At 60.6% G+C, this 19,308-nt stretch carries 17 protein-coding genes; 6 read left to right on the top strand and 11 right to left on the bottom strand.

Annotated features, from left to right (window positions below):
* Nucleotides 1-191 precede the first annotated feature (191 nt).
* From ACQQCD_RS08935 to ACQQCD_RS08955, 5 genes are all read right to left on the bottom strand, one after another.
* Complete coding sequence (locus tag ACQQCD_RS08935) at nucleotides 192-1,619, bottom strand: sulfate adenylyltransferase subunit 1 (protein ID WP_430268035.1); 1,428 nt, start codon at nucleotides 1,617-1,619, stop codon at nucleotides 192-194.
* The gene (gene cysD, locus ACQQCD_RS08940; protein WP_430268036.1) at nucleotides 1,619-2,587 is read right to left on the bottom strand and encodes a sulfate adenylyltransferase subunit CysD; all 969 of its coding nucleotides are present in this window, start codon (nucleotides 2,585-2,587) and stop codon (nucleotides 1,619-1,621) included. The genes ACQQCD_RS08935 and cysD overlap by 1 nt, the downstream gene beginning before the upstream one ends.
* Nucleotides 2,584-3,294: a phosphoadenylyl-sulfate reductase gene (locus ACQQCD_RS08945; RefSeq protein WP_430268037.1), complete on the bottom strand. Its 711-nt coding sequence runs from the start codon at nucleotides 3,292-3,294 to the stop codon at nucleotides 2,584-2,586. Before ACQQCD_RS08945 ends, cysD begins: the two co-directional genes overlap by 4 nt.
* Nucleotides 3,291-5,036, bottom strand: coding sequence for a nitrite/sulfite reductase (locus ACQQCD_RS08950; RefSeq protein WP_430268038.1), 1,746 nt, complete (start codon nucleotides 5,034-5,036; stop codon nucleotides 3,291-3,293). Before ACQQCD_RS08950 ends, ACQQCD_RS08945 begins: the two co-directional genes overlap by 4 nt.
* Nucleotides 5,037-5,126: 90 nt before the next feature.
* On the bottom strand, nucleotides 5,127-5,834 hold the full coding sequence (locus tag ACQQCD_RS08955; protein WP_430268039.1) for a sirohydrochlorin chelatase: 708 nt from the start codon (nucleotides 5,832-5,834) through the stop codon (nucleotides 5,127-5,129).
* Nucleotides 5,835-5,933: 99 nt separating this feature from the next.
* Here ACQQCD_RS08955 and ACQQCD_RS08960 point away from each other — a divergent pair, with 99 nt between their 5' ends.
* Both ACQQCD_RS08960 and ACQQCD_RS08965 read left to right on the top strand, forming a co-directional pair.
* Complete coding sequence (locus tag ACQQCD_RS08960) at nucleotides 5,934-6,575, top strand: trimeric intracellular cation channel family protein (protein ID WP_430268129.1); 642 nt, start codon at nucleotides 5,934-5,936, stop codon at nucleotides 6,573-6,575.
* Between the two features lie 23 nt (nucleotides 6,576-6,598).
* A complete protein-coding gene (locus ACQQCD_RS08965) occupies nucleotides 6,599-7,024 on the top strand; it encodes a hypothetical protein (RefSeq protein WP_430268040.1) in 426 nt (141 codons plus the stop codon).
* A gap of 126 nt (nucleotides 7,025-7,150) precedes the next feature.
* Here the strand turns inward: ACQQCD_RS08965 and ACQQCD_RS08970 are convergent, their stop codons facing one another.
* From ACQQCD_RS08970 to ACQQCD_RS08985, 4 genes are all read right to left on the bottom strand, one after another.
* Entirely contained in the window at nucleotides 7,151-7,972 is an 822-nt protein-coding gene (locus tag ACQQCD_RS08970) for a DUF559 domain-containing protein (protein ID WP_430268041.1), read from the bottom strand.
* A gap of 355 nt (nucleotides 7,973-8,327) precedes the next feature.
* On the bottom strand, nucleotides 8,328-9,431 hold the full coding sequence (locus tag ACQQCD_RS08975) for a polyprenyl synthetase family protein (protein WP_430268042.1): 1,104 nt from the start codon (nucleotides 9,429-9,431) through the stop codon (nucleotides 8,328-8,330).
* Nucleotides 9,432-9,440: 9 nt separating this feature from the next.
* On the bottom strand, nucleotides 9,441-10,796 hold the full coding sequence (locus tag ACQQCD_RS08980) for a geranylgeranyl reductase family protein (protein ID WP_430268043.1): 1,356 nt from the start codon (nucleotides 10,794-10,796) through the stop codon (nucleotides 9,441-9,443).
* Nucleotides 10,797-10,808: 12 nt separating this feature from the next.
* A complete protein-coding gene (locus ACQQCD_RS08985) occupies nucleotides 10,809-11,561 on the bottom strand; it encodes a demethylmenaquinone methyltransferase (protein ID WP_430268044.1) in 753 nt (250 codons plus the stop codon).
* A gap of 116 nt (nucleotides 11,562-11,677) precedes the next feature.
* Between ACQQCD_RS08985 and ACQQCD_RS08990 the strand changes: the two genes are divergently transcribed.
* From ACQQCD_RS08990 to ACQQCD_RS09005, 4 genes are all read left to right on the top strand, one after another.
* Nucleotides 11,678-13,024 (top strand): isochorismate synthase, encoded by a 1,347-nt coding sequence (locus ACQQCD_RS08990; protein WP_430268045.1) that lies wholly within the window; start codon nucleotides 11,678-11,680, stop codon nucleotides 13,022-13,024.
* A gap of 270 nt (nucleotides 13,025-13,294) precedes the next feature.
* A complete protein-coding gene (locus ACQQCD_RS08995) occupies nucleotides 13,295-14,233 on the top strand; it encodes an ABC transporter substrate-binding protein (protein WP_430268046.1) in 939 nt (312 codons plus the stop codon).
* Nucleotides 14,234-14,268: 35 nt separating this feature from the next.
* Nucleotides 14,269-15,291, top strand: a complete 1,023-nt coding sequence (locus ACQQCD_RS09000) for an amino acid ABC transporter permease (protein WP_430268047.1) — start codon at nucleotides 14,269-14,271, stop codon at nucleotides 15,289-15,291.
* A complete protein-coding gene (locus ACQQCD_RS09005) occupies nucleotides 15,288-16,064 on the top strand; it encodes an amino acid ABC transporter ATP-binding protein (protein WP_430268048.1) in 777 nt (258 codons plus the stop codon). The genes ACQQCD_RS09000 and ACQQCD_RS09005 overlap by 4 nt, the downstream gene beginning before the upstream one ends.
* 104 nt (nucleotides 16,065-16,168) lie before the next feature.
* Here the strand turns inward: ACQQCD_RS09005 and ACQQCD_RS09010 are convergent, their stop codons facing one another.
* Complete coding sequence (locus ACQQCD_RS09010) at nucleotides 16,169-17,224, bottom strand: hypothetical protein (RefSeq protein ID WP_430268049.1); 1,056 nt, start codon at nucleotides 17,222-17,224, stop codon at nucleotides 16,169-16,171.
* 171 nt (nucleotides 17,225-17,395) lie between these two features.
* The gene (gene menD, locus ACQQCD_RS09015) at nucleotides 17,396-19,183 is read right to left on the bottom strand and encodes a 2-succinyl-5-enolpyruvyl-6-hydroxy-3-cyclohexene-1-carboxylic-acid synthase (RefSeq protein ID WP_430268130.1); all 1,788 of its coding nucleotides are present in this window, start codon (nucleotides 19,181-19,183) and stop codon (nucleotides 17,396-17,398) included.
* Nucleotides 19,184-19,308: the final 125 nt, after the last annotated feature.

Below are 19,308 nucleotides of genomic sequence, written 5' to 3' on the forward strand. Positions count from 1 at the left end.
CAACACTCTAATTTTCGGCCGGGGCACACTCTACTGCTCCGGGCACACTCTATTCAGGCATCTCAAAGTGTCCAGGCCGCCGAGTTTCCCCTTCTTTTGCGGCGCTTAAAGAAGTCCGACGGCGTGTCCTGGGGACACGCCGTCGAACTTTCTCAAAGGCGGGGAAACTCAGCGGTGGCTTGGAGCCTGGACTAGATCCAGTAGCGCTCACCCTCGTTGTCGCCGGGGTGATTGCGGACTAGGCCGGCCGCTAGAGTGTTGCCGTCCACGGGGTCGATCACCAAAAACGCCCCGGTCCGGCGATGTTGCTGATAGTCCTCAAGTGGCAGTTCCGCGGCGAGCCGAAGCTGCGCCTGGCCAATGTCATTCAGGTCCAAACCACTGGCCGGTTCAAGAGCAAAAGTCTCAAGATCCAGCTTCCCGGAAATTGACCGGACCAGAGCCTGAACTGTCCGAGTACCGTGTTTCACCAACACCTTCGCACCTTCACGCAAGGGCTTGGGAGACAACCACGCGAGCGAGGCGTAGAGGTCAGCACTAGCCTGCAACGGGGCATCCCCGGAGGACGCAACAGCGGCGATGGTGTCACCACGGGCAATGTCGATCTCATCCGCCAAACGTACTGCCACCGATTGCGGAGCGGCGGCACTCTGGAGCGATGCGCCAGCAAAGTCAATGCCAACAACCGTGGTGATGCGGGCAGGATGTCCGGGGCTCAAAATTGCCACCGAATCCCCCACCGTCACGGATCCCTCAGTGATTTGGCCGGCGTAAGCGCGGTAATCCCGGTATGCTTCAACGTCCAGGCCGGCGGCCACAGCATCGGGTGCCAAAGCACCCTGAGGCCGGATGACTAGCTGCACGGGGAAACGGAAACTCTCAAGGTGAGACTCCAATTCGTCGGCCGCGGGCAGCTGTTCCAGGGTCTCCAAAAGCGCTGGCCCGGAGTACCACGGGGTGCGCTCAGAGCGGTCCACCACGTTGTCCCCGTCAAGGGCGGAAACGGGGATCACCAGAACGTTTGCCAAGCTCAGAGCCTGTGCTGCGGCAGCAATCTGCACTTCAATGTCCCGGTAAACCTGCTCGCTGAAGTCCACTAGGTCGATCTTGTTCACTGCCACAATCACGTGCGTCACACGCAGCAATTTGAGCACTGACAAGTGCCGGCGAGTCTGCTCCAGAACACCTTTTCGGGCGTCAATCAGTACAACCACGGCGTCCGCAGTGGACGCGCCAGTCACCGTGTTTTTGGTGTACTGCACGTGCCCGGGGCAGTCAGCCAGGATAAAGCTGCGGCGGTCCGTGGCGAAGTAGCGGTAGGCGACGTCGATGGTGATGCCTTGTTCGCGCTCGGCCCGTAGACCGTCGGTCAGCAGGGCGAGGTCAACGCCGCCCTTTTCGCCGCCGAATCCGCGGTCGGCCGAGGAACGGGTCACGGCTTCAAGCTGGTCCGCGAGAATCGCTTTGGAATCGTGTAGAAGACGGCCTACCAGGGTGGACTTTCCGTCGTCTACCGAGCCTGCTGTGGCGAAGCGGAACAGTGTGGTGTCAGCCAAAAGTGCAGTACCGGCGTCGTTGGGGTTTAGCTCAACAGCGGTGGTTTCAACAGCAGCGCTCATTAGAAATAGCCGTCTTTCTTGCGATCTTCCATGGCTGCCTCGGAAATGCGGTCATCCGCCCTGGTGGCTCCACGTTCAGTAATGGTGGACGCGGCAACTTCTACAACCACCGCTGCAACGTCCATGGCGTCCGATTCCACGGCACCGGTGCAGGACATGTCCCCTACGGTGCGGTAGCGAACCAACTTGGTGACAACTTCCTCGTCCGGACGAGGTTGGGACACCTCACCTACGGCACGCCACATACCGTCGCGGGAAAATACTTCACGGTTGTGCGCGTAGTAGAGCCCCGGCAGTTCGATGTTTTCGCGTTCGATGTACCGCCAAATGTCCAGCTCGGTCCAGTTGCTGATGGGGAACGCGCGCACATGTTGGCCAACCGTGTGACGGCCGTTGTACAGGTTCCACAGCTCGGGCCGCTGATTGCGGGGGTCCCACTGACCAAACTCGTCACGCAAACTCAGGATGCGTTCCTTGGCGCGGGCCTTGTCCTCGTCACGACGCCCACCACCAAACACGGCATCAAATTTGTTGCGCTCAATAGCGTCCAGCAACGGTGCGGTCTGCAGCGGGTTGCGGGTCCCGTCAGCCCGTTCGGCCAACTCGCCGCGGTCAATAAAGTCCTGGACAGATCCGACGACGAGCTTAAGTCCCAGCCTCTCCACCGTCCGGTCACGGAAGTCGATCACCTCAGGGAAATTGTGCCCCGTGTCAACGTGCAGCACCGGGAACGGTACCTTGCCCGGCCAGAACGCCTTAGTGGCGAGGTGCAGCATCACCACAGAGTCCTTGCCGCCCGAGAACAACAGGGCAGGCTTCTCAAACTCGGCAACAACCTCGCGAATGATGTGAATCGCCTCGGACTCAAGGGTGTCCAGGCTGGAGAGCCGCTGCGCAGCTTCCGGCGAAACTGCTGCGCGGATGAGCCCGGACTGCGTCAAATCCTCAGTGGTGGTTGCGTTGCTCATACGTGTAGTCCGCATTCTGTTTTATCGGTACCGGCCCAGCGGCCAGCACGGGGATCTTCACCGGGGGCGACTTTTCGGGTGCAGGGTTGGCAGCCAATCGATGGGTACCCCTGGGTGAGCAACGGGTTGACCGGTAGCAGGTTGTTTTCGGAGTACTCCACAAGTTGGTCGAAGCTCCAGGCCGCCAGCGGGTTCACTTTGACCAGTCCATTAGCTTCGTCCCAAGTCACCAAGGGTGTGTTGGTGCGGGTGGGGGCTTCGTCGCGGCGAACTCCGGTGAACCAGAGTTCGTAACCGGCGAGGGTGCGTCGCAAAGGGGCAACCTTGCGCAGGGCACAGCATTGGGCGGCGTCACGTGCAAAGAGGTCTTTGCCAAGGAGCCGGTCCTGCTGTTCCACAGTGTTCTCGGGCAGCACGTCCACTACGTTGATGCGCAGGTTCGCTGCTACTTCATCGCGTGTGGCATAGGTTTCCGGGAAGTGGTAGCCAGTTTCGAGGAACAGGACGTCCACGCCGGGCAGCTGATCGGCCACAAGTGCCGGCAGCACGGCATCGGCCATGGAGCAGGCCACGGACACGCTGGAAAGCTCGAAGTTCCGGGCCACCCAGGCGATCACGTCACGGGCAGGGGCGTCCCAGCCGAGCTCGGCGGCGCCAGATTCTGCAAGGGCTTTGAGCTCTTCTTTGCTGCGTAGTGCGGTGCTCATTGGAGCGCCTCCTCGTCTGCTGCGTGTGCCCATTGGGCGAATGTTTGGCCTTCGATGTGGTCGGCTACATAGCGGCGAACTACTCGCTCTACGTAGTCAGGCAGGTCTGCCACGTAAACCTTGAGGCCGCGGACGGTGCGGCCCAGCCCAGCTTCTTCGCGGTTATCGGAAGCCAGCCCACCGCCCAAGTGGACCTGGAACCCCGGGGAGGGTTCGCCGTCGGGCGTTGGAAGCATCATGCCTTTGAGCCCGATGTCAGCGGTTTGAATGCGGGCGCAAGAGTTGGGGCAACCGTTGATGTGCAGGGAGAGCGCTTGGGGCAGCTGACCGGACTCCACAAGATCGGCGAGCCGGGTTTCCAGCTCGGCGATAGCGGTGGCCGCAGTGACCTTGGTTTCCACTATTGCAAGCTTGCAATATTCAATGCCGGTGCAGGCGATGGTGCCGCGGCGGAACACGGAGGGACGGGCGGAGAGGCCTAGCTTGTCCAGCTCGGCCACCAGCGTTTCGACGTTCTCGTTAGGCACGTCCAGGACCACAAGTTTTTGGTGTGGGGTGGTGCGCAGCCGGTAGGAACCGTTGGATTCAAGCAACTCAGCCAGGGATACAAGTGCCGCACCGGAGAGCCGCCCAGCGGTGGGTGTGGCGCCGATGTAGAACTTGCCGTCCTTCTGCTCGTGGATGCCTACGTGGTCCCCGGGGGTGGCCGGTTTGGGCGCCGCCGGGCCGTCGTTGAGCTTGTAGCCGAGGTACTCATCCTCCAGAACGGTGCGGAATTTCTCCACGCCCCAATCCGCCAGCAAGAACTTCAGACGGGCTTTGGTGCGCATCCGGCGGTAACCGTAGTCACGGAAAATACTTGTGACACCCAGCCAAACGTCGGCGGCTTGCTCGGGGAGAACAAAAGCGCCAAGACGTTTGCCCAACATCGGGTTGGTGGACAGCGCGCCACCCACCCACAGGTCGTAGCCAATACCGAGTTCGGGGTGAACGTGACCCACCAAGGCAACGTCGTTGATCTCGTGAACCACGTCTTGGCTGGGGTGGCCGGTGATGGCTGTCTTGAATTTGCGGGGCAGATTGGCCAGCTCAGGGTCGCCAATAAACCGCTCGGAGAGTTCCTGGATGAGCGGTGTGGGATCAATGATCTCGTCCTTGGCAATGCCCGCTACCGGAGAACCGAGAATCACGCGCGGAACGTCGCCACAAGCCTCGGTGGTGGAGAGCCCCACAGACTCTAGCCTGCGCCAAATCTCGGGGACGTCTTCCACCCGAATCCAGTGCAACTGAATGTTTTGCCGGTCAGTCAGGTCCGCACTGCCACGGGCAAAGTCCACTGAAATCTGCCCGATCACGCGCAGTTGCTCGGTGGTGAGCGCCCCGCCGTCGATCCTGACTCGGAGCATAAAGTATTTGTCTTCGAGCTCGTGTGGCTCCAAGGTGGCTGTTTTACCGCCGTCGATCCCTTGTTTGCGCTGGGTGTAGAGCCCCCACCAGCGGAAACGGCCGTGCAGGTCAGTACCATCGATCGATTCGAAGCCCTGCTGCGCGTAGACGGTCTCAATGCGTTCGCGAACGTTGAGCCCGTTGTCCTCTTGCTTCCAGGTTTCATTGGCGTTGAGCGGCTCGGTGCCGTCCACCTTCCACTGACCGTGCGGTTTAGCTGCCGGGCGGCCCGGGCGGTTGGCCTTGCGGGATGCGGCGGGGTCAGTGCTTGCTCCGGCTAGAGCTGTCTCAGTCATTGTCCGACTCTAAAGCCGCGGCAATTTCTTCAACAAAGGAGGAGGCAATGAGAGGTCACGCGGGGAAACAATTCGTCACCTTTGGGACTTTTATGACGGGTTTCGAAGGGCCTCGTCGTAGCGTTCCAGCGCGATTTCGGCCAGCACTTCGGAGGGCAGGAGCGGCTCCGTGACCACGTCCGCGCCGGCTTTGGCCAACTGGTCGTGAAAAAATCCGTGCGCCAAAAGATAGGACGCCACCACCACACGATCTGCGCCTTCTTCCCGAGCCTGATCTTCCCTTGCTTGAGCAACGGCGTCGGGCACTGAAGGGCTCGCCGAGGCGCCGTACCCAATCACAATCCGGTTGGGAACTAAGGTGCGTAAATCCTTGGCGAGGGCTTCAACATTGACCGCAGCACCGGCGTCGGAGGATCCAGCCGCGGCCAGGACCACGGCATCATCGGCACCAAGGTTTGCTTCTGCGAGGCGGGTCGCCAGCAGCCGCGCCAAGCGCGGATCCGGGCCCAGCGGTTCCGCGGCGAACAGACCGGGACGGCTACTCACGGCCCGTGCAATGTCCACCTTGACGTGATAACCAACACTTAAAAGCAAAGGAACGACGACGGCGGACTCGTCTTCGCCAATCCCGGCCACAACGTCTTTGAGGTCTGGGGTTTGGACGTCAACGTAGGCCTCACGAACGTCGAGTTCAGGGCGCAGGGCAAGGATTGCGGCCCGTAGTGAATCGACCTCTGCGGCACCCTGGCCGCTCGAGGTTCCGTGGCTGCAGGCGATCAAAATGGGAAGCTGGCTCATGGCAGGAGCCTACGTTGCCGGGGGCGCCGGATGAGAACAGGCACGCTCGAAGTCCGTATTCTGGGACGAGCCATTTCCTCACCTTTTCTGGAAGGTTCCATGTTTTCCTTCGATGCCGCTTTGCTCGCTTTGGACCTGATTGGCGTGTTTTTCTTCGCCGTGTCAGGTTCGCTGCTGGCTGCGCGCAAACGATTCGATGTTGTGGGTTCGGTCCTTCTGGCCTCGCTGGTTGGTCTGGGTGGTGGCGTGATTCGCGATGTTCTGATCAACGCCGGCCCGCCAGCCGTTTTCACCAACCCGTGGTACTTGCTCCCGCCGGTGTTGGCTGCAGGTTTGGTGTTTTTCCTGTTTGAAAGTGTGCAGCGGTACACCTCGTTGCTGACCTACTTTGACGCTGGCGGACTGGCCTTGTTTTGTATGTCTGGTGCGCTCAAGGCCATCAACGCTGGCCTCCATCCGGTTGCTGCTGTGCTGCTGGGTGTCACCACTGCGGTGGGCGGTGGGGTGTTGCGGGACATCACAGCTAATGAGGTCCCGCAATTGTTTGATGCCAAGGATATTTACGCGCTTCCGGCCTTCACTGGCGCTGGGCTCACCGTCCTGGTTTGGAACCTTGGAGCATTCACGTGGGCCACAGCCTTGGCGATCGCGATGCTAGTTTTCGCTTTCCGAATCCTTGCGTGGCGGCGTCATTGGTTTGTGCCCTTGGCCGTTAATGGGTGGCATCGTCAAGAGAGCTAATTCCATTGGCTAGGATTGATTCCATGACTGACATGTTCCTAGAGAAGTTCCGTGCCCTGGTACCGAAGTATCTCGAGGATGAGTGGCAGCCAGAGGACGGCCTCACTGATGCCGAGCTGGATGAAGCCCTCTCCCAGCACACCTTCACCATCCCGGCTGTATTGCGCGAGTTCTACCTAGCCTTGGGTGGCTGTGAGGACATCATGGAGGCCTACCACTACTTCTGGGATCCTGAGGAGCTCGAAGTGGATGAAGAAGGCTTCTTGATGTTCCTTGAGGACGAGGAAGAGAAGTTCACTTGGGGCTTCCGTGCCGGGGACCTTTCCATCCCGGACCCCATTGTGTGGCGCCGAAACAACATGCGCGGGCAGTGGAAGAGCGAAGAAGGAACGTTCTCTGAGTTCACCTTCGACATGCTCGAGTGGGCTTTTGAGGGCGACGAAGACTAACTCCCGTCTGCCCCCTCCTACGAGCCGCCCCTGCCGCCGAGTTTCCCCTCTTTTTGGGGTCCCATTCGGCGTGTTGCCAAGAAACGCCGGGCTCACCGGGGCGATCTCCGCAAAAGAAGGGGATTCTCAGCGGATCACCCTGCCCGCGAGAACCTGTTGCACTTGAGCTAGGACCTCTTCTGGCCGGTACATCAAGGCCGCGTAGTCGAAGCGGAGAACTGTGTAGCCCCTGAGGATGCTCGCATTGTTCCGTGCCCGGTCTTTGATAACTTGTTTCGGCTCGAGGTGAGTTTTGCCGTCCACCTCAATAATCAGAAAACCCTCGATCAGGAAATCCACAATGCCTACCCCGGCAATCTCCACTTGAGCCTGGACGAACAGCCCCGCCTTGCGGAAGAGGAGTCTGGCCACCACTTCCAAGGGGGAATCGGCCGTACACTCAACTAAGTCCAGCACGCTCCGGGCCTTCCCGTTCCGTTTCCCCGGTAGCCGTTCCCGCAGAAAATCTAGGGTTGATTCGCCTTGGGCCACTGCAGATTCCACCATCACCACCGCTTCCAAAACTGGCCGGCAATTGAGCGCGTGAATCAGCACATCGCCTTTTCCAGCAACTGGCAGCAATGGGTGCTTGGGGACCACAGAGTTTCGATGAACGACGGCGTTCTTCTCACCCCCGTGCCTACAGAGCAGATGGGGCAGTTCCGGGTTATGCAGCACCCAGAAACCGTAAAAGTGGGCGGCCGATACACAGCTCACCAAGCCATTGGCCACCACGGCGTACCTGAGTACAGGGTCGGCTCCCGGAAGCGCAAGGACACCTGGACGCTCGCGCCGCACCACGCCGTCGTTCACTGCATTGCGCAAGTCCCGCTCGCTGAACCCGGCCCGCAATAGCTGCACCGGACGGGCCACCGAGCCGAAGCGCTGAAGGGCTTGCACCAGTTCCATGCTCCCCAGCGTGACGGGCCCAGCACCCTGAAGAAACCCGGAATAGCGCCTATGTGGACAACTTTGGCAACATCCCCAACAATCTCCCCTGCTGAGATTCCCCTCCTTTTGCCGAAGGTCCAGCGAATTCCCCGGCGGTTCGGCGCAACTCGCCGCAGCGCCTTCCAAAACCTGGGGAAACTCGGCAACACAACACTATGACGTCACAGTTGGACTACGTGACAATACTTGTCATAGACTTTCACTAGACACACCACCGCCTCCGGTGTTTCTGATGCGAACGGAAACGGCTCCGGCCTTTGCAATGTTTGACTCGTACATTGCAAAGGCCGGAGCCGTTTCGCTTACCCAAAAACTAGCTAGCGCGGTCCACCACTGCTAGAGCAAAGCTGGCCAAGGATTCCTTGACTACACCCTCCGGCAGCGGCGCCAAGGCGGCAATTGCCTCGTCAGCCCACGTGCGTGCAATAGCCCAAGACTCGTTGGTGACCGGGTGCTCACGCAGGGCGGTAACGGTCTTAGCCAGTGCCTCATCGCTACTGAGATCCCCATCCACCAGGGTCAAAAGTTCCGCGGCGGATTCGTCGCCTGCCGCTGCAGCCTGACGCAACAGCAGCACCGGCAGGGTTGGCACGCCCTCACGCAGGTCCGTTCCGGGCGACTTACCGGACTTGACCTTTACTCCGGTGACATCAATAACGTCGTCGGCAAGCTGGAAGGCAACACCAATTTTTTCGCCATACTCAACCAGAACGTCTTCGTATTCGTCAGGTGCGCCGGAGAAGATGGCACCGAGCTGACCGGAAGCAGCCACCAAGGAACCAGTTTTGTCCGCGATCACTGACAAGTAGTGCGCCAAAGGGTCTTCGCCTTCGCGCGGTCCAACTGTCTCGTGCAATTGGCCAAGGCACAAACGCTCAAAGGTCCGCGCCTGAATACCAAGGGCGCGGGTACCCAATTCCGAAACCAGGATCGAGGCGCGCGCAAAAATCAGGTCACCGGTGAGCACTGCAACCGAGTTGCCCCAGACCTCGTGCGCTGTGGGTGCGCCGCGACGGTAAGGAGCGGAGTCCATAACGTCGTCGTGGTACAGGGTTGCTAGATGCGTCAACTCAACAACTACAGCAGCCTGGACAATCTCAGGGCGGGTGTGGTCCCCCAAGTGTGAGGTCAGCAGAGTCAGTAGCGGGCGGACGCGCTTGCCGCCGGCTTCCACCAAGTGGCGCGACGTTGCGTCAGCGAGCGGGTCAGAGTTGGCAATGGCTTCGCGCAGCTTCTTCTCAACCCGAGCCAAGTTTTTGGTGATCTCCGGGCCGAGCACGTCATCCTCTGCGATCGCTGCAAAACCGGCCGGAAGGGTCAGGGAAGTGGCGATGGCCGTGGTGTTGGGGGCAGGCTCATCGGCTGGGGGCAGGCCGTGTCCGGCGTGCGTCCAGCTGTGGTTTGCGGAGTTGGTCACGAGCTAAGCCTAACTAGTGGGCGTCGAAACGGATGACTTGGAGCCCGGAACGGCATTATTTGCCGGCCCCGGGGTGGGCAGGAGCCCGGTGTTTGAGGTGGCCGGAACAAGTTTCTCGAGCAAACGAATTGCCCGGTCCTCAAGTCCTTTTTCTTCGGGCCCGGTGAGATTGGCCAGCATTCGGACCACAAAACGCATCAGCGGCGGAATCGGCATACCGGTCCGCAGCGCGAGTTTCATCACTGCCGGTTTGCCGATGAGCGTGGCGAAAGTACGGCCCAAAGTGAAGTGGGATCCCCACTGTTCGCGCACATAGTCTGCGTATCCGGCAAGGTGCGCGTCGGCGTCGTGCTGGCTAAGAGGTGAGGACTTCAGGGACTGCGCGTCAATGATGAACTCGGCGGCGAACCTCGCGGACTCCATTGCGTAGGAGATGCCTTCACCGTTAAACGGAGACACCATTCCGCCAGCGTCGCCGAGCAACAGCAAGCCGGGCGCGTAGTGCGGGGTGCGGTTGAAACCCATGGGCAATGCGGCGCCGCGAATTTCCCCCACCATGTTCGCCGGTGTGTAGCCCCACTCAGCGGGCATACCAGCTGTCCAGTCCCGTAGGACCTGCTTGTAGTCGAGTTTCCCGAATTCTTTGGACGAGTTCAGGATGCCCAGACCCACATTGGACGTGCCGTCACCCACACCAAAAACCCAACCGTAGCCGGGCAGCGGACGGCCGTTTTTGTCAGGGAGTTCCAGCCAGCCTTCCATCCAGTCGTCATTAGTGCGCGGGGACGTGAAGTAGGTGCGCACGGCTACGCCGAGAGGCCGGTCATCGCGCTTGGCGACACCCAGAGATACAGCGGTGCGGCTCGAGTTTCCGTCAGCTGCAAGGACAACGTCAGCGTAAAAATCACGGGTTTCCCCGGTTTTGCGCCCGTCCGGGTCCAGGATTGCGGCCCGAACGCCGGTCACACGGCCGTCTTCACCGCGCAGCGCTTGGGTCACGCTGTGGCTTTCCAGTACGACGGCGCCTGCCGAACGAGCGTGCTCAACCAACTCTTCGTCAAAGCCAAGGCGCGTGCGGATCAGTCCATAGTCGGGAAAGTCTGTGAGCTCGGGCCAAGGAACCTCAATTTGGCGACCCCCAGCGATCAGGCGGAGCCCCTTATTGCGGCGCCACCCTTCGGCTACAGGGTGTGGCAAACCGAGCTTCTGAATCTCCCGCACAGCGCGGGGTGTGAGCCCATCGCCGCAGACTTTCTCACGCGGGAAGGTGGTTTTTTCCAGCACAGTGACGCTGACGCCAGCTTGAGCCAAATAGTAGGCCGCAGTAGACCCGGCCGGGCCCGCTCCAACAATAAGTACGTTCACGGTGAGGGTGCTTTAGCTTTCCGCCAAGGGCTTGGCCGGCGCGGAAGTGGTTGCGGACACCAGTGGCTTGGTGGCTCGGTGCACTGCAACGATTCCGCCGCTGAGGTTGCGGTAGGCAACGTCTTCCCAACCGGCGTCCTGCATCCAGTGGCTCAGATTGTCTTGATCCGGCCAAGCACGAATGGACTCGGCCAGGTACACGTAAGCGTCCGGGTTGGAGGAGACCTTAGTGGCAATGGCGGGCAGTGCTCGCATGAGGTACTCGGTGTACATGGTGCGCCACAGCGGGATGACGGGTTGGGAAAACTCCGCAATCACAATACGTCCGCCAGGTTTGGTCACGCGGAACATCTCAGCGAGCGCTTCTTTGGGACGGTTGACGTTGCGCAACCCAAAGGAAATGGTGCTCGCATCAAAGCTGTTGTCCGCGAACGGCAGGTTGGTGGCATCGCCCGCAATGAAGTTGATGTCTGGGCGGCGTCGTTTGCCGGTGCGCAGCATCCCCAAGGAGAAGTCGCAGGCCACAACGTCGATTCCAGCGTCCGCGTAGGGCTCGGAAGAAGTCCCGGTCCCGGCAGCAAGATCGAGCACGCGCTGACCCGGACGGGCACCTACGGCGTCGAACACAATTTTTCGCCATCGGCGCGTTTGGCCCATAGAGAGGACGTCGTTGACCACGTCATACCGCGGCGCAACATCGTCGAACATCTTGGCTACTTCGTCCGGACGCTTATCGAGAGAGGCTCTATTACCTGCGCTAGTCACCATCCCATTGTCGCAAATCTTTGCCCGGGCTTCTAACCACGTGATGAGAAACGCCCGGGAGCGGTGAGGGTAAGCAGATTCGGGCCAGCGCGGCGGCAGAGTAATGTTGTCTCATCATGACCGGCACCCTCAAAGCTCTTACAGTCCCCCTGGGAGAATCCCGCTCCCCCGAGGGGCTTTCTGCTTTCCTAGTCCGGGACAACATGCTCAGTTGGAACCGGCGCGAATCCGGTTTGGTGGGCTTTGGCGAGCTTGACCGTTTCACCGCCACGGGCCCGGACCGGTTTATCAACGCGGAACAGTGGTGGAAGCACCTGATTCTGGATGGCGATATTCGCGACGAGGTGAACCGTCCCGGCACTGGCGCCGTGGCTTTTGGTTCCTTCGCGTTCTCCAAAACGTCGAACCACCTTTCGCGGCTGATAGTCCCTGAGCTCGTGGTAGGACTGCGCGACGGCGCCGCTTGGGCCACGCTGCAAACGTATAACGACGCCGAAATCACCTCAGCGGATGTCCTCGCTGCGCTGGATGGTTGGCTCGGCGTCGAACCTTCCGCTGCGGGTTCAACTGGCAGTTCGGCCGGCAGTTCCGCCGGGGTGGGAAGTGGGCTCGAGGGAACACTTGCCACTGGCGCCCTCTCCGAGTCTGAGTGGACTGAAGCGGTCCGTTTGGGTGTTGAACAAATTGGCACCGGACGGCTGGAGAAGTTGGTTTTGGCACGCGATGTAGTGGCAACCATTCCCGACGGTGTGCATGCGGCCGCGGTCCTCAAGGAGCTCGCGCAACGATACCGGGATTGCTGGACCTACGGTGTGGATGGGCTGGTTGGTTCCACCCCGGAGATGTTGATTCAGGTGGAGGGCCGCACGGCTCAGGCGCGCGTATTGGCAGGAACCTTAGACCGCCGGGATGCGGTTGCACACGATCCTAACGGCGACGGTTTGGCCTATGCCGAGCGCATGTTGGCCGGTTCCGCCAAGCAACTTCACGAGCACAAGATCGCCATCGCGTCCTTGACCACGGCGCTTGAGCCCTTCTCTGAAGCGATGAGCGCACACACCGAGCCCTTCATTTTGGAACTCCCAAACGTATGGCATTTGGCCTCCGACGTTCGCGCCGAATTGGCTGACGCAGAAGGCCATGTGCCTACCTCGCTCGCGCTGATAAACGCTTTGCATCCCACTGCTGCCGTCTGCGGAACCCCCACCGCGGTGGCCGGTGAGTTGCTGCGCGAGCTGGAAAAAATGGAGCGGGGACCCTACGCGGGACCGGTGGGCTGGTTGGACAGCGCTGGCAACGGCGAGTGGGGTATTGCATTGCGTGGAGCCGTCATCGAGTCCCCCACGCAGGTGCGCTTGTATGCAGGTTGCGGCATTGTTGCTGGCTCAGATCCGGCTGCTGAACTTGCAGAGACGTGGGCCAAGTTCCGGCCCATGCTCGAAGCCCTCGGCCTGCGAACCTGACGCCTGCGCGCTTCTGGATCGCTCCTGGATCTCTTCCCGGCTTGCGCCTGGATCGCTTCCAGGCTTGCTCCCTCGCGATTCCACCTCATCTCCACCTCAGCGCCGAGAAGTCTGTAATAAGAGACAGAGACCCTCGTGTCACACTTGTGTTCCACACCACACTTGGTATCCAATGGTGAACATTAGTTGACTGTGACGCACCTCTCTCAGCCGGCTATAGACTTAAGGCCGGTTTATTTGCCAATCACCCCTGCTACAAAAGGTAAAGACATGCAGATCCAATCCAAGACTGTGGCTAAAGCCCTGGCAGTCTTCGCCGTCGGCGCCCTCGCACTGACCGGATGCACCAACGCTTCCGAAACCGGCACCCCCGGCGCCGGTGCAAGCAGCGGTGGCGCTGCAAGCTTCGATCCCAGCACCATCCAGAAGGATGATGCGCTTGCAGCATTGGTTCCCGCAGCCATCAAGGCCAAGGGCACACTGACCGTCGGTGCAGACACGTCCTACGAGCCGGCCGAATTCTTGGCCACCGATGGCCAGACCCCGGTAGGTTACGACGTCGACATCGCCAAGGCGATTGGCGCCACTTTGGGCCTGAAGGTTCAGGTCCAAACGGCCGAGTTCACCGGCATCCTCCCGGCATTGGGCCCCAAGTACGATCTCGGCATTTCCTCCTTCACAATCACCAAGGAACGCCTCGCCGCTGTAAACATGGTGAGCTACTTCAACGCCGGCACCGGCTGGGCTGTCCAGAAGGACAACCCCAAGAAGTTCTCCCTCGATGACATTTGCGGACGCTCCATCGGCGTGCAGACCGGAACCGTCCAGGAAGACCCGGACCTCTCCACGCGCAGCAAGAAGTGTGTAGCTGACGGCAAAAAGGCCATCGACGTTGTAACCCTCAAGAACCAGACTGATGTCACCACTCGTCTGGTCAACGGCAGCATCGATGCCATGGCTGCTGACTCACCGATCATCGGTAACGCTGTTGCCAAAACCAACGGTGCACTCGAGAAGTTCGGCGAGGTCTACGACGCTGCACCTCAGGGCATTGCCATTGCAAAGTCGGACACCGCCTTGGCTGATGTCATCCAGAAGACGCTCACCAAGTTGATGTCAGATGGTTCGTACAAGAAGATCCTCGAGGGCTGGAACAACCCTGAGGGCGCCATCGACAAGGCCGAGGTCAACCCGGCGGCTGGCTCTTGAGCCATTCCGCCACCCCGAACTCCACAGGTGGAATGATGGCCCGCCATCACAAGGACACTGACGCACCGGTACTGAACAAAGCAGTACCGGTGCGTCACCCCGGGCGCTGGATTAGCGCCGTCGTAATTCTTGGTGTTTTGGCTCTGATTTTGCAGAGCCTTTTCACCAACCCACGTTTCCGCTGGGACATCGTTGCCACCTACATTTTGGACACCAAAGTTGTCCAAGGTGTGGGCTGGACTTTGTTGCTCACCGTAGCGTCAATGGTGCTGGCAATTGTGCTGGCAATCCTCTTGGCGTTTATGAGGCAGTCGGACAACCCGGTATTCCGCTGGTCCAGCTGGGTATGGGTTTGGTTTTTCCGCGGTACACCGGTTTACACCCAGTTGATTTTCTGGGGACTGATCTCGGTCCTCTACCCAAAGATCAGCGCGGGCATCCCGTTCGGTCCCGAGTGGTTCAGTCTGGATACTGCCAGCGTGATCACCACTTTGGTGGGCGCCATTTTGGGTCTAGGCCTGAACGAATCTGCTTACCTTGCCGAGATTTTCCGGGCCGGCCTGAAGTCTGTAGACAAGGGCCAGATGGAAGCCGCTGAGGCTCTGGGCATGTCCAAGGGCAAGATCATGTGGCGGATTATTCTGCCTCAGGCCATGCGTGTGATAGTTCCACCAACAGGCAACGAGACCATCGGCATGCTCAAGACCACCTCGTTGGTTCTAGCCGTGCCGTTCACACTCGACCTGACTTTCGCCACCAACTCCTTGGCTAACCGCACGTACATGCCAATTCCGTTGCTACTGGTTGCCGCAATTTGGTACCTGGTCATCACCAGCTTGTTGATGGTTGGCCAGCACTACATCGAGGCGTACTACGGAAAGGGCGTAGACAACCTCTCGCCCGCTCCGGTGAACGCCGTCGCAGCCAAGGCCAACAGTGCATTCAAGAGTGGTGCTCATGTTGGGCCTGTAACCGCTGCCACTGAGACTGTTGCTGCACCAGCTGGTGCACCCGAGTCCGCGGCCACCGCGGAAGATCCGAAGGAGGACTCAAAATGACGGCTAACACCGCCGAGCCGCTAGTCCGGATCGAAGGGCTGCATAAGTTCTACGGCCACCACCACGTTCTGCGCGGGATTGATCTCACTGTCAACCAAGGCGAAGTCTCCGTGGTAATTGGCCCCTCGGGCTCCGGAAAGTCCACCATGCTTCGTTGTGTGAACCTGCTGGAAACCATCAGCGCTGGACGCATTTCCGTGGGTGGTGACCTGATCGGTTACCGCGAAGTCAATGGCCGCTTGCACGATCTGAAGACCAAGGAAATCTCGGCCCAGCGCCGCGAAATCGGAATGGTCTTCCAGCGCTTCAACCTCTTCCCTCACAAGACTGCTTTGCAGAACGTGATGGAAGCTCCGGTACAGGTCAAGCGTGTACCCAAGGCTGTGGCCAAAAAGAAGGCTCTCGAGTTGCTGGACCGGGTGGGCTTGGGTGATCGCTCTGGCCACTACCCTGCACAGCTCTCTGGTGGTCAGCAGCAGCGTGTGGCAATTGCCCGGGCGTTGGCCATGGAGCCGGAATTGATGCTCTTTGATGAGCCTACTTCCGCTCTGGACCCTGAACTGGTGGGCGATGTGCTCAACGTGATGAAGGATCTGGCCAAGTCCGGTATGACCATGATTGTGGTAACTCACGAGATTGGTTTTGCCCGCGAAGTCGGCGACCGGCTCACGTTTATGGATGGCGGCGTTGTGGTGGAAAGTGGCGATCCTCGCGAGATCATCGCCAACCCGCAACATGCCCGAACCAAGGAGTTCCTCAGCCGCGTGCTGTAGTTCCTGTTTTCGCTACAAAAAAGGACATTCGCATCCGGAATCCGGAGTGCGGATGTCCTTTTTTGTAGCGGTTTTGAGGGCGGCGGAGCTAAGCGAATGCGGAGTTAAGCGAGTGCGGAGCGGGACGGCCTGCGTGGGACCCCGCTGTCGCTGAGGAACTTGTTGAACCGGTCTAGGCTTTGCAGTTCTTGCCATCCCCAGCGAATAACTCGCGGACCCAATGCGCGGATCCTGTCCTCACGCCGTTTCTCGGCCTGCACAATCTCCGAGGCGCTGCGTCCATTCGTGTACTCAATCTTCTGATACTTCACAGCACCGTCGAACTCGCCCACCAGAATAGAGTCCGACGACGGTAGTGCGGCTAAAGTGCCAGAGGCGCCAAAGGTTCCACCACCAAAGGGGCCGGAACCAGCGCCGCCACTTGCCGCTCCACCACGAATGCTGTCCGGGGCTGGCCAATCGAAGTCGGTGCGCGCCACTAAACCCTGGCGATCATAAAACTCGTGTTGCAGACGCGGCCTAGCGAAGCCTGCAATTTCCATCATTGCCCGGCTCAGCGATTCGCCCGGAGAGCCCGACGCCGGATCGGCAAAGGCCAATCGCTGGGTAAGTCGCTTGCATCCGTCGGCCGAGTAAAGCTCCTCGATGCCCTCCAGAATTTCCGTCCGGCCCAATGGAAGAAACCCGCGTTTCGCATCGCCATTGAGCGCATGATCCGTAGCCATAATCGCATCGGGAAAAGTGGCGTACACCAAAAGGTCCTGCACAGTCCGGACCCGGCTGGAGACCAGAACGCCGTACCGCTGAACGGCGTCCCCTCCCCCATCCGGAACGTGGTGACGCACCACTCCGTTGCGTGAACGCCCACCGCGAGCGTCGGACGTGTAGGCGTGTACCGGCGTCGTACTTCTGAGAGGTAGGTGCCACAGCAGCGCGGCCGAATCGCGGCAGAAAACTGTCCGTGAGCGGAACGATTCGGCGCAGGCGCGGATGCGGTGCAAGTCTTTGTCCCAGGGTGCGAGTGCGTTCCAGGTGCCCGTCTCGAGGTAAACGCCTGCCCTGAGCCGAACGAGTTCGCCGGATTTCGCTTGCCTAGCAAGGGTTCGTGCGCCTAGGCCTGTGGTAGCTGTTCGCGTCAGGATCAACGGTTGGAGGGACATGCTTCTACTCTCGCGGGAACGCAGCCGAGGCAATAGGCGCGTTGAGCCGTATGTGGACAGCGTGCGCGAATTCGTTCGGGACTACTCCTCCACACGATCCCCACCTTTTCCGCTACGAAATTAGACATTCGCATCCGGAATCCGGGGTGCGAATGTCCTTTTTTGTAGCGGTTAGCGGAGTGCGGCGTTCACCGAAGACTTGATGCGAGCGTGGAGATTGCGCAGGGTGTCGCGAGTGGTGCGGACCTCGATGATACTGCGGCCGGTGATGGCCTCGGCCAGAGCATCCTCGAGTTCGGCGCGAGTGCTCACCACACGGTGCGCGATGCCGTACGCCGCGGCAAGGTGCGCAATGTCCACCGTGTGCGGGGTGCCAAAGTAACGTTCGACGGCGGCCGCGTACCGTGGTTTTTCGCCGAGCTGCCCGTGCTCCAAGACGGAGAAGATCCCGCCCCCGGAGTCGTTGAGGACAACGATTTGGAGCGGCCAGTCGGGTTCGTCAGGTGGGGTGAGCAGTGCGCCGACGTCGTGCAGGAAAGTGAGGTCTCCGAGAAGAACCCGCGTGGGGGTTGAGCTGGAGAACATCACGCCCGTGGCCGTTGAGATGGTGCCGTCGATCCCGGCAAGGCCGCGGTTAGCGTAGACGTTCCCGGGTGAGGTGCCTTCTGGTGAAACCACGGGCTGCCCGGCGAGGTCAACATCCCTGATCGGGTTGGAGGAGCCGAGGACCAAGGCCGCCCCTGGGACACCCGTTGCCCCATTGTGAGCAGCCCAGACGCGCCGCGCCACGGCAGGACCTGTGAGCGTCTGGGGCTCTGTCAGTCCGGCCCGCCCGGACAACCCAGACGCACCTAGCACCTCAGCGAGCGCGCCCTCGGCTGCAGCGCCCGCGGCTTGCCATGCCTCAAGCCAGCCGTCTTCACCACGCCCGGCGAACAATGATAGCTCTTCCCAGTCGTCGATCACGGTTTCCGGGCGCTTGCCTTCGTCGAACCAGGCGACTGGCCGCGGAACGTATAAAGCACGCGGAATATCCGTGCGGGCCAGCAGAGCGGCAACGGGCCGGGACAAGGTAGGCCGTCCAAACACGATCACCCGATCTACGGCAAGCAATCCTTCGGGCCCGGATTCGGCGAGCAGTAGCCGGTACGGTCCCACAGCGTTGGGCCCAAAACGTGCGTTGGAGGATGGCTCGGCCAAGAGAGGCAAGCCGTGAACTCGGGCAAAGTATTCGGCCTCGCGCCCAGCCTCGGCACTGGTGGCGTGGCCTGCCACCACAACTGCCCGCCCGGGGCGCTCCCCTACTGGCTGGTAAGGCAACACTTCAAAGCGCCAGTCTGCATCGTCGTCGGAAGCGGCGTCCGCCTGAACACCGCCAGCAAAAGCGGCGTCAGCAAAACCCGTAGCCGGTTGCTCTTCCCAATCCGTGCCGTCCAGCGGCGGGGTGAGCGGGTCGCGGAAGGCGAGGTTGACCTGTACGGGGCCGGCTGGCGTGCCCGGCAGCTCACCTTTGGCGGCCAGAAGAGCAGTGCGTATCGCTGAGACTGGTGAATCCCCCGCGGCAACATCCACAGCAAAACGGGCATGCTCAGCAAAAAGGTCGAACTGCACTGTGGTCTGGTTAGCTCCGGTTCCGCGTAGCTCGGTGGGCCGGTCGGCGGAGAGCACCACCAGGGGGACGCTCGCGTGGTTGGCTTCCATCACCGCGGGCAAGAGGTTTCCGACGGCAGTCCCGGAGGTGGTCACGATGCCCGCCGGGGCGCCACTCCCCAGTGCGAGCCCCAGTGCGGTGAATCCTGCCACTCGCTCATCGGTGCGGATGAGGACACGGATGCGGTCTGCGGATTCTGCCTCGGCAAGCGCGTAAGCCAGGGGCGCAGAGCGGGATCCTGGGGCCAGCACCACGTATTTCACCCCGTAGCCGATCAGCGTTTCCACGGCCAGTCGCGCGGATGCCATCGAGTCGAGTACGGGCTCTGGGGGCAGTTGTGAAGTCACCGCTCCAGTCTATTTCCCTTCCGCACGCGCAAACGCTCGCCCACCGTTGGCAAAAATTTGGAGCCACGGCGGACGAGCGTTTGGGT

Origin of the sequence: Pseudarthrobacter sp. J1763 (assembly GCF_050490295.1) — a bacterium.
GTDB lineage: Bacteria > Actinomycetota > Actinomycetes > Actinomycetales > Micrococcaceae > JBNPEO01.

What these genes read in the sequence shown, in the direction of transcription:
- ACQQCD_RS08935 (WP_430268035.1), bottom strand. Translation starts at nt 1,619, where the DNA reads ATGAGCGCTGCTGTTGAAACCACCGCTGTTGAGCTAAACCCCAACGAC.
- cysD (WP_430268036.1), bottom strand. Translation starts at nt 2,587, where the DNA reads ATGAGCAACGCAACCACCACTGAGGATTTGACGCAGTCCGGGCTCATC.
- ACQQCD_RS08945 (WP_430268037.1), bottom strand. Translation starts at nt 3,294, where the DNA reads ATGAGCACCGCACTACGCAGCAAAGAAGAGCTCAAAGCCCTTGCAGAA.
- ACQQCD_RS08950 (WP_430268038.1), bottom strand. Translation starts at nt 5,036, where the DNA reads ATGACTGAGACAGCTCTAGCCGGAGCAAGCACTGACCCCGCCGCATCC.
- ACQQCD_RS08955 (WP_430268039.1), bottom strand. Translation starts at nt 5,834, where the DNA reads ATGAGCCAGCTTCCCATTTTGATCGCCTGCAGCCACGGAACCTCGAGC.
- ACQQCD_RS08960 (WP_430268129.1), top strand. Translation starts at nt 5,934, where the DNA reads ATGTTTTCCTTCGATGCCGCTTTGCTCGCTTTGGACCTGATTGGCGTG.
- ACQQCD_RS08965 (WP_430268040.1), top strand. Translation starts at nt 6,599, where the DNA reads ATGACTGACATGTTCCTAGAGAAGTTCCGTGCCCTGGTACCGAAGTAT.
- ACQQCD_RS08970 (WP_430268041.1), bottom strand. Translation starts at nt 7,972, where the DNA reads ATGGAACTGGTGCAAGCCCTTCAGCGCTTCGGCTCGGTGGCCCGTCCG.
- ACQQCD_RS08990 (WP_430268045.1), top strand. Translation starts at nt 11,678, where the DNA reads ATGACCGGCACCCTCAAAGCTCTTACAGTCCCCCTGGGAGAATCCCGC.
- ACQQCD_RS08995 (WP_430268046.1), top strand. Translation starts at nt 13,295, where the DNA reads ATGCAGATCCAATCCAAGACTGTGGCTAAAGCCCTGGCAGTCTTCGCC.
- ACQQCD_RS09000 (WP_430268047.1), top strand. Translation starts at nt 14,269, where the DNA reads ATGGCCCGCCATCACAAGGACACTGACGCACCGGTACTGAACAAAGCA.
- ACQQCD_RS09005 (WP_430268048.1), top strand. Translation starts at nt 15,288, where the DNA reads ATGACGGCTAACACCGCCGAGCCGCTAGTCCGGATCGAAGGGCTGCAT.
- ACQQCD_RS09010 (WP_430268049.1), bottom strand. Translation starts at nt 17,224, where the DNA reads ATGTCCCTCCAACCGTTGATCCTGACGCGAACAGCTACCACAGGCCTA.
- menD (WP_430268130.1), bottom strand. Translation starts at nt 19,183, where the DNA reads ATGGCATCCGCGCGACTGGCCGTGGAAACGCTGATCGGCTACGGGGTG.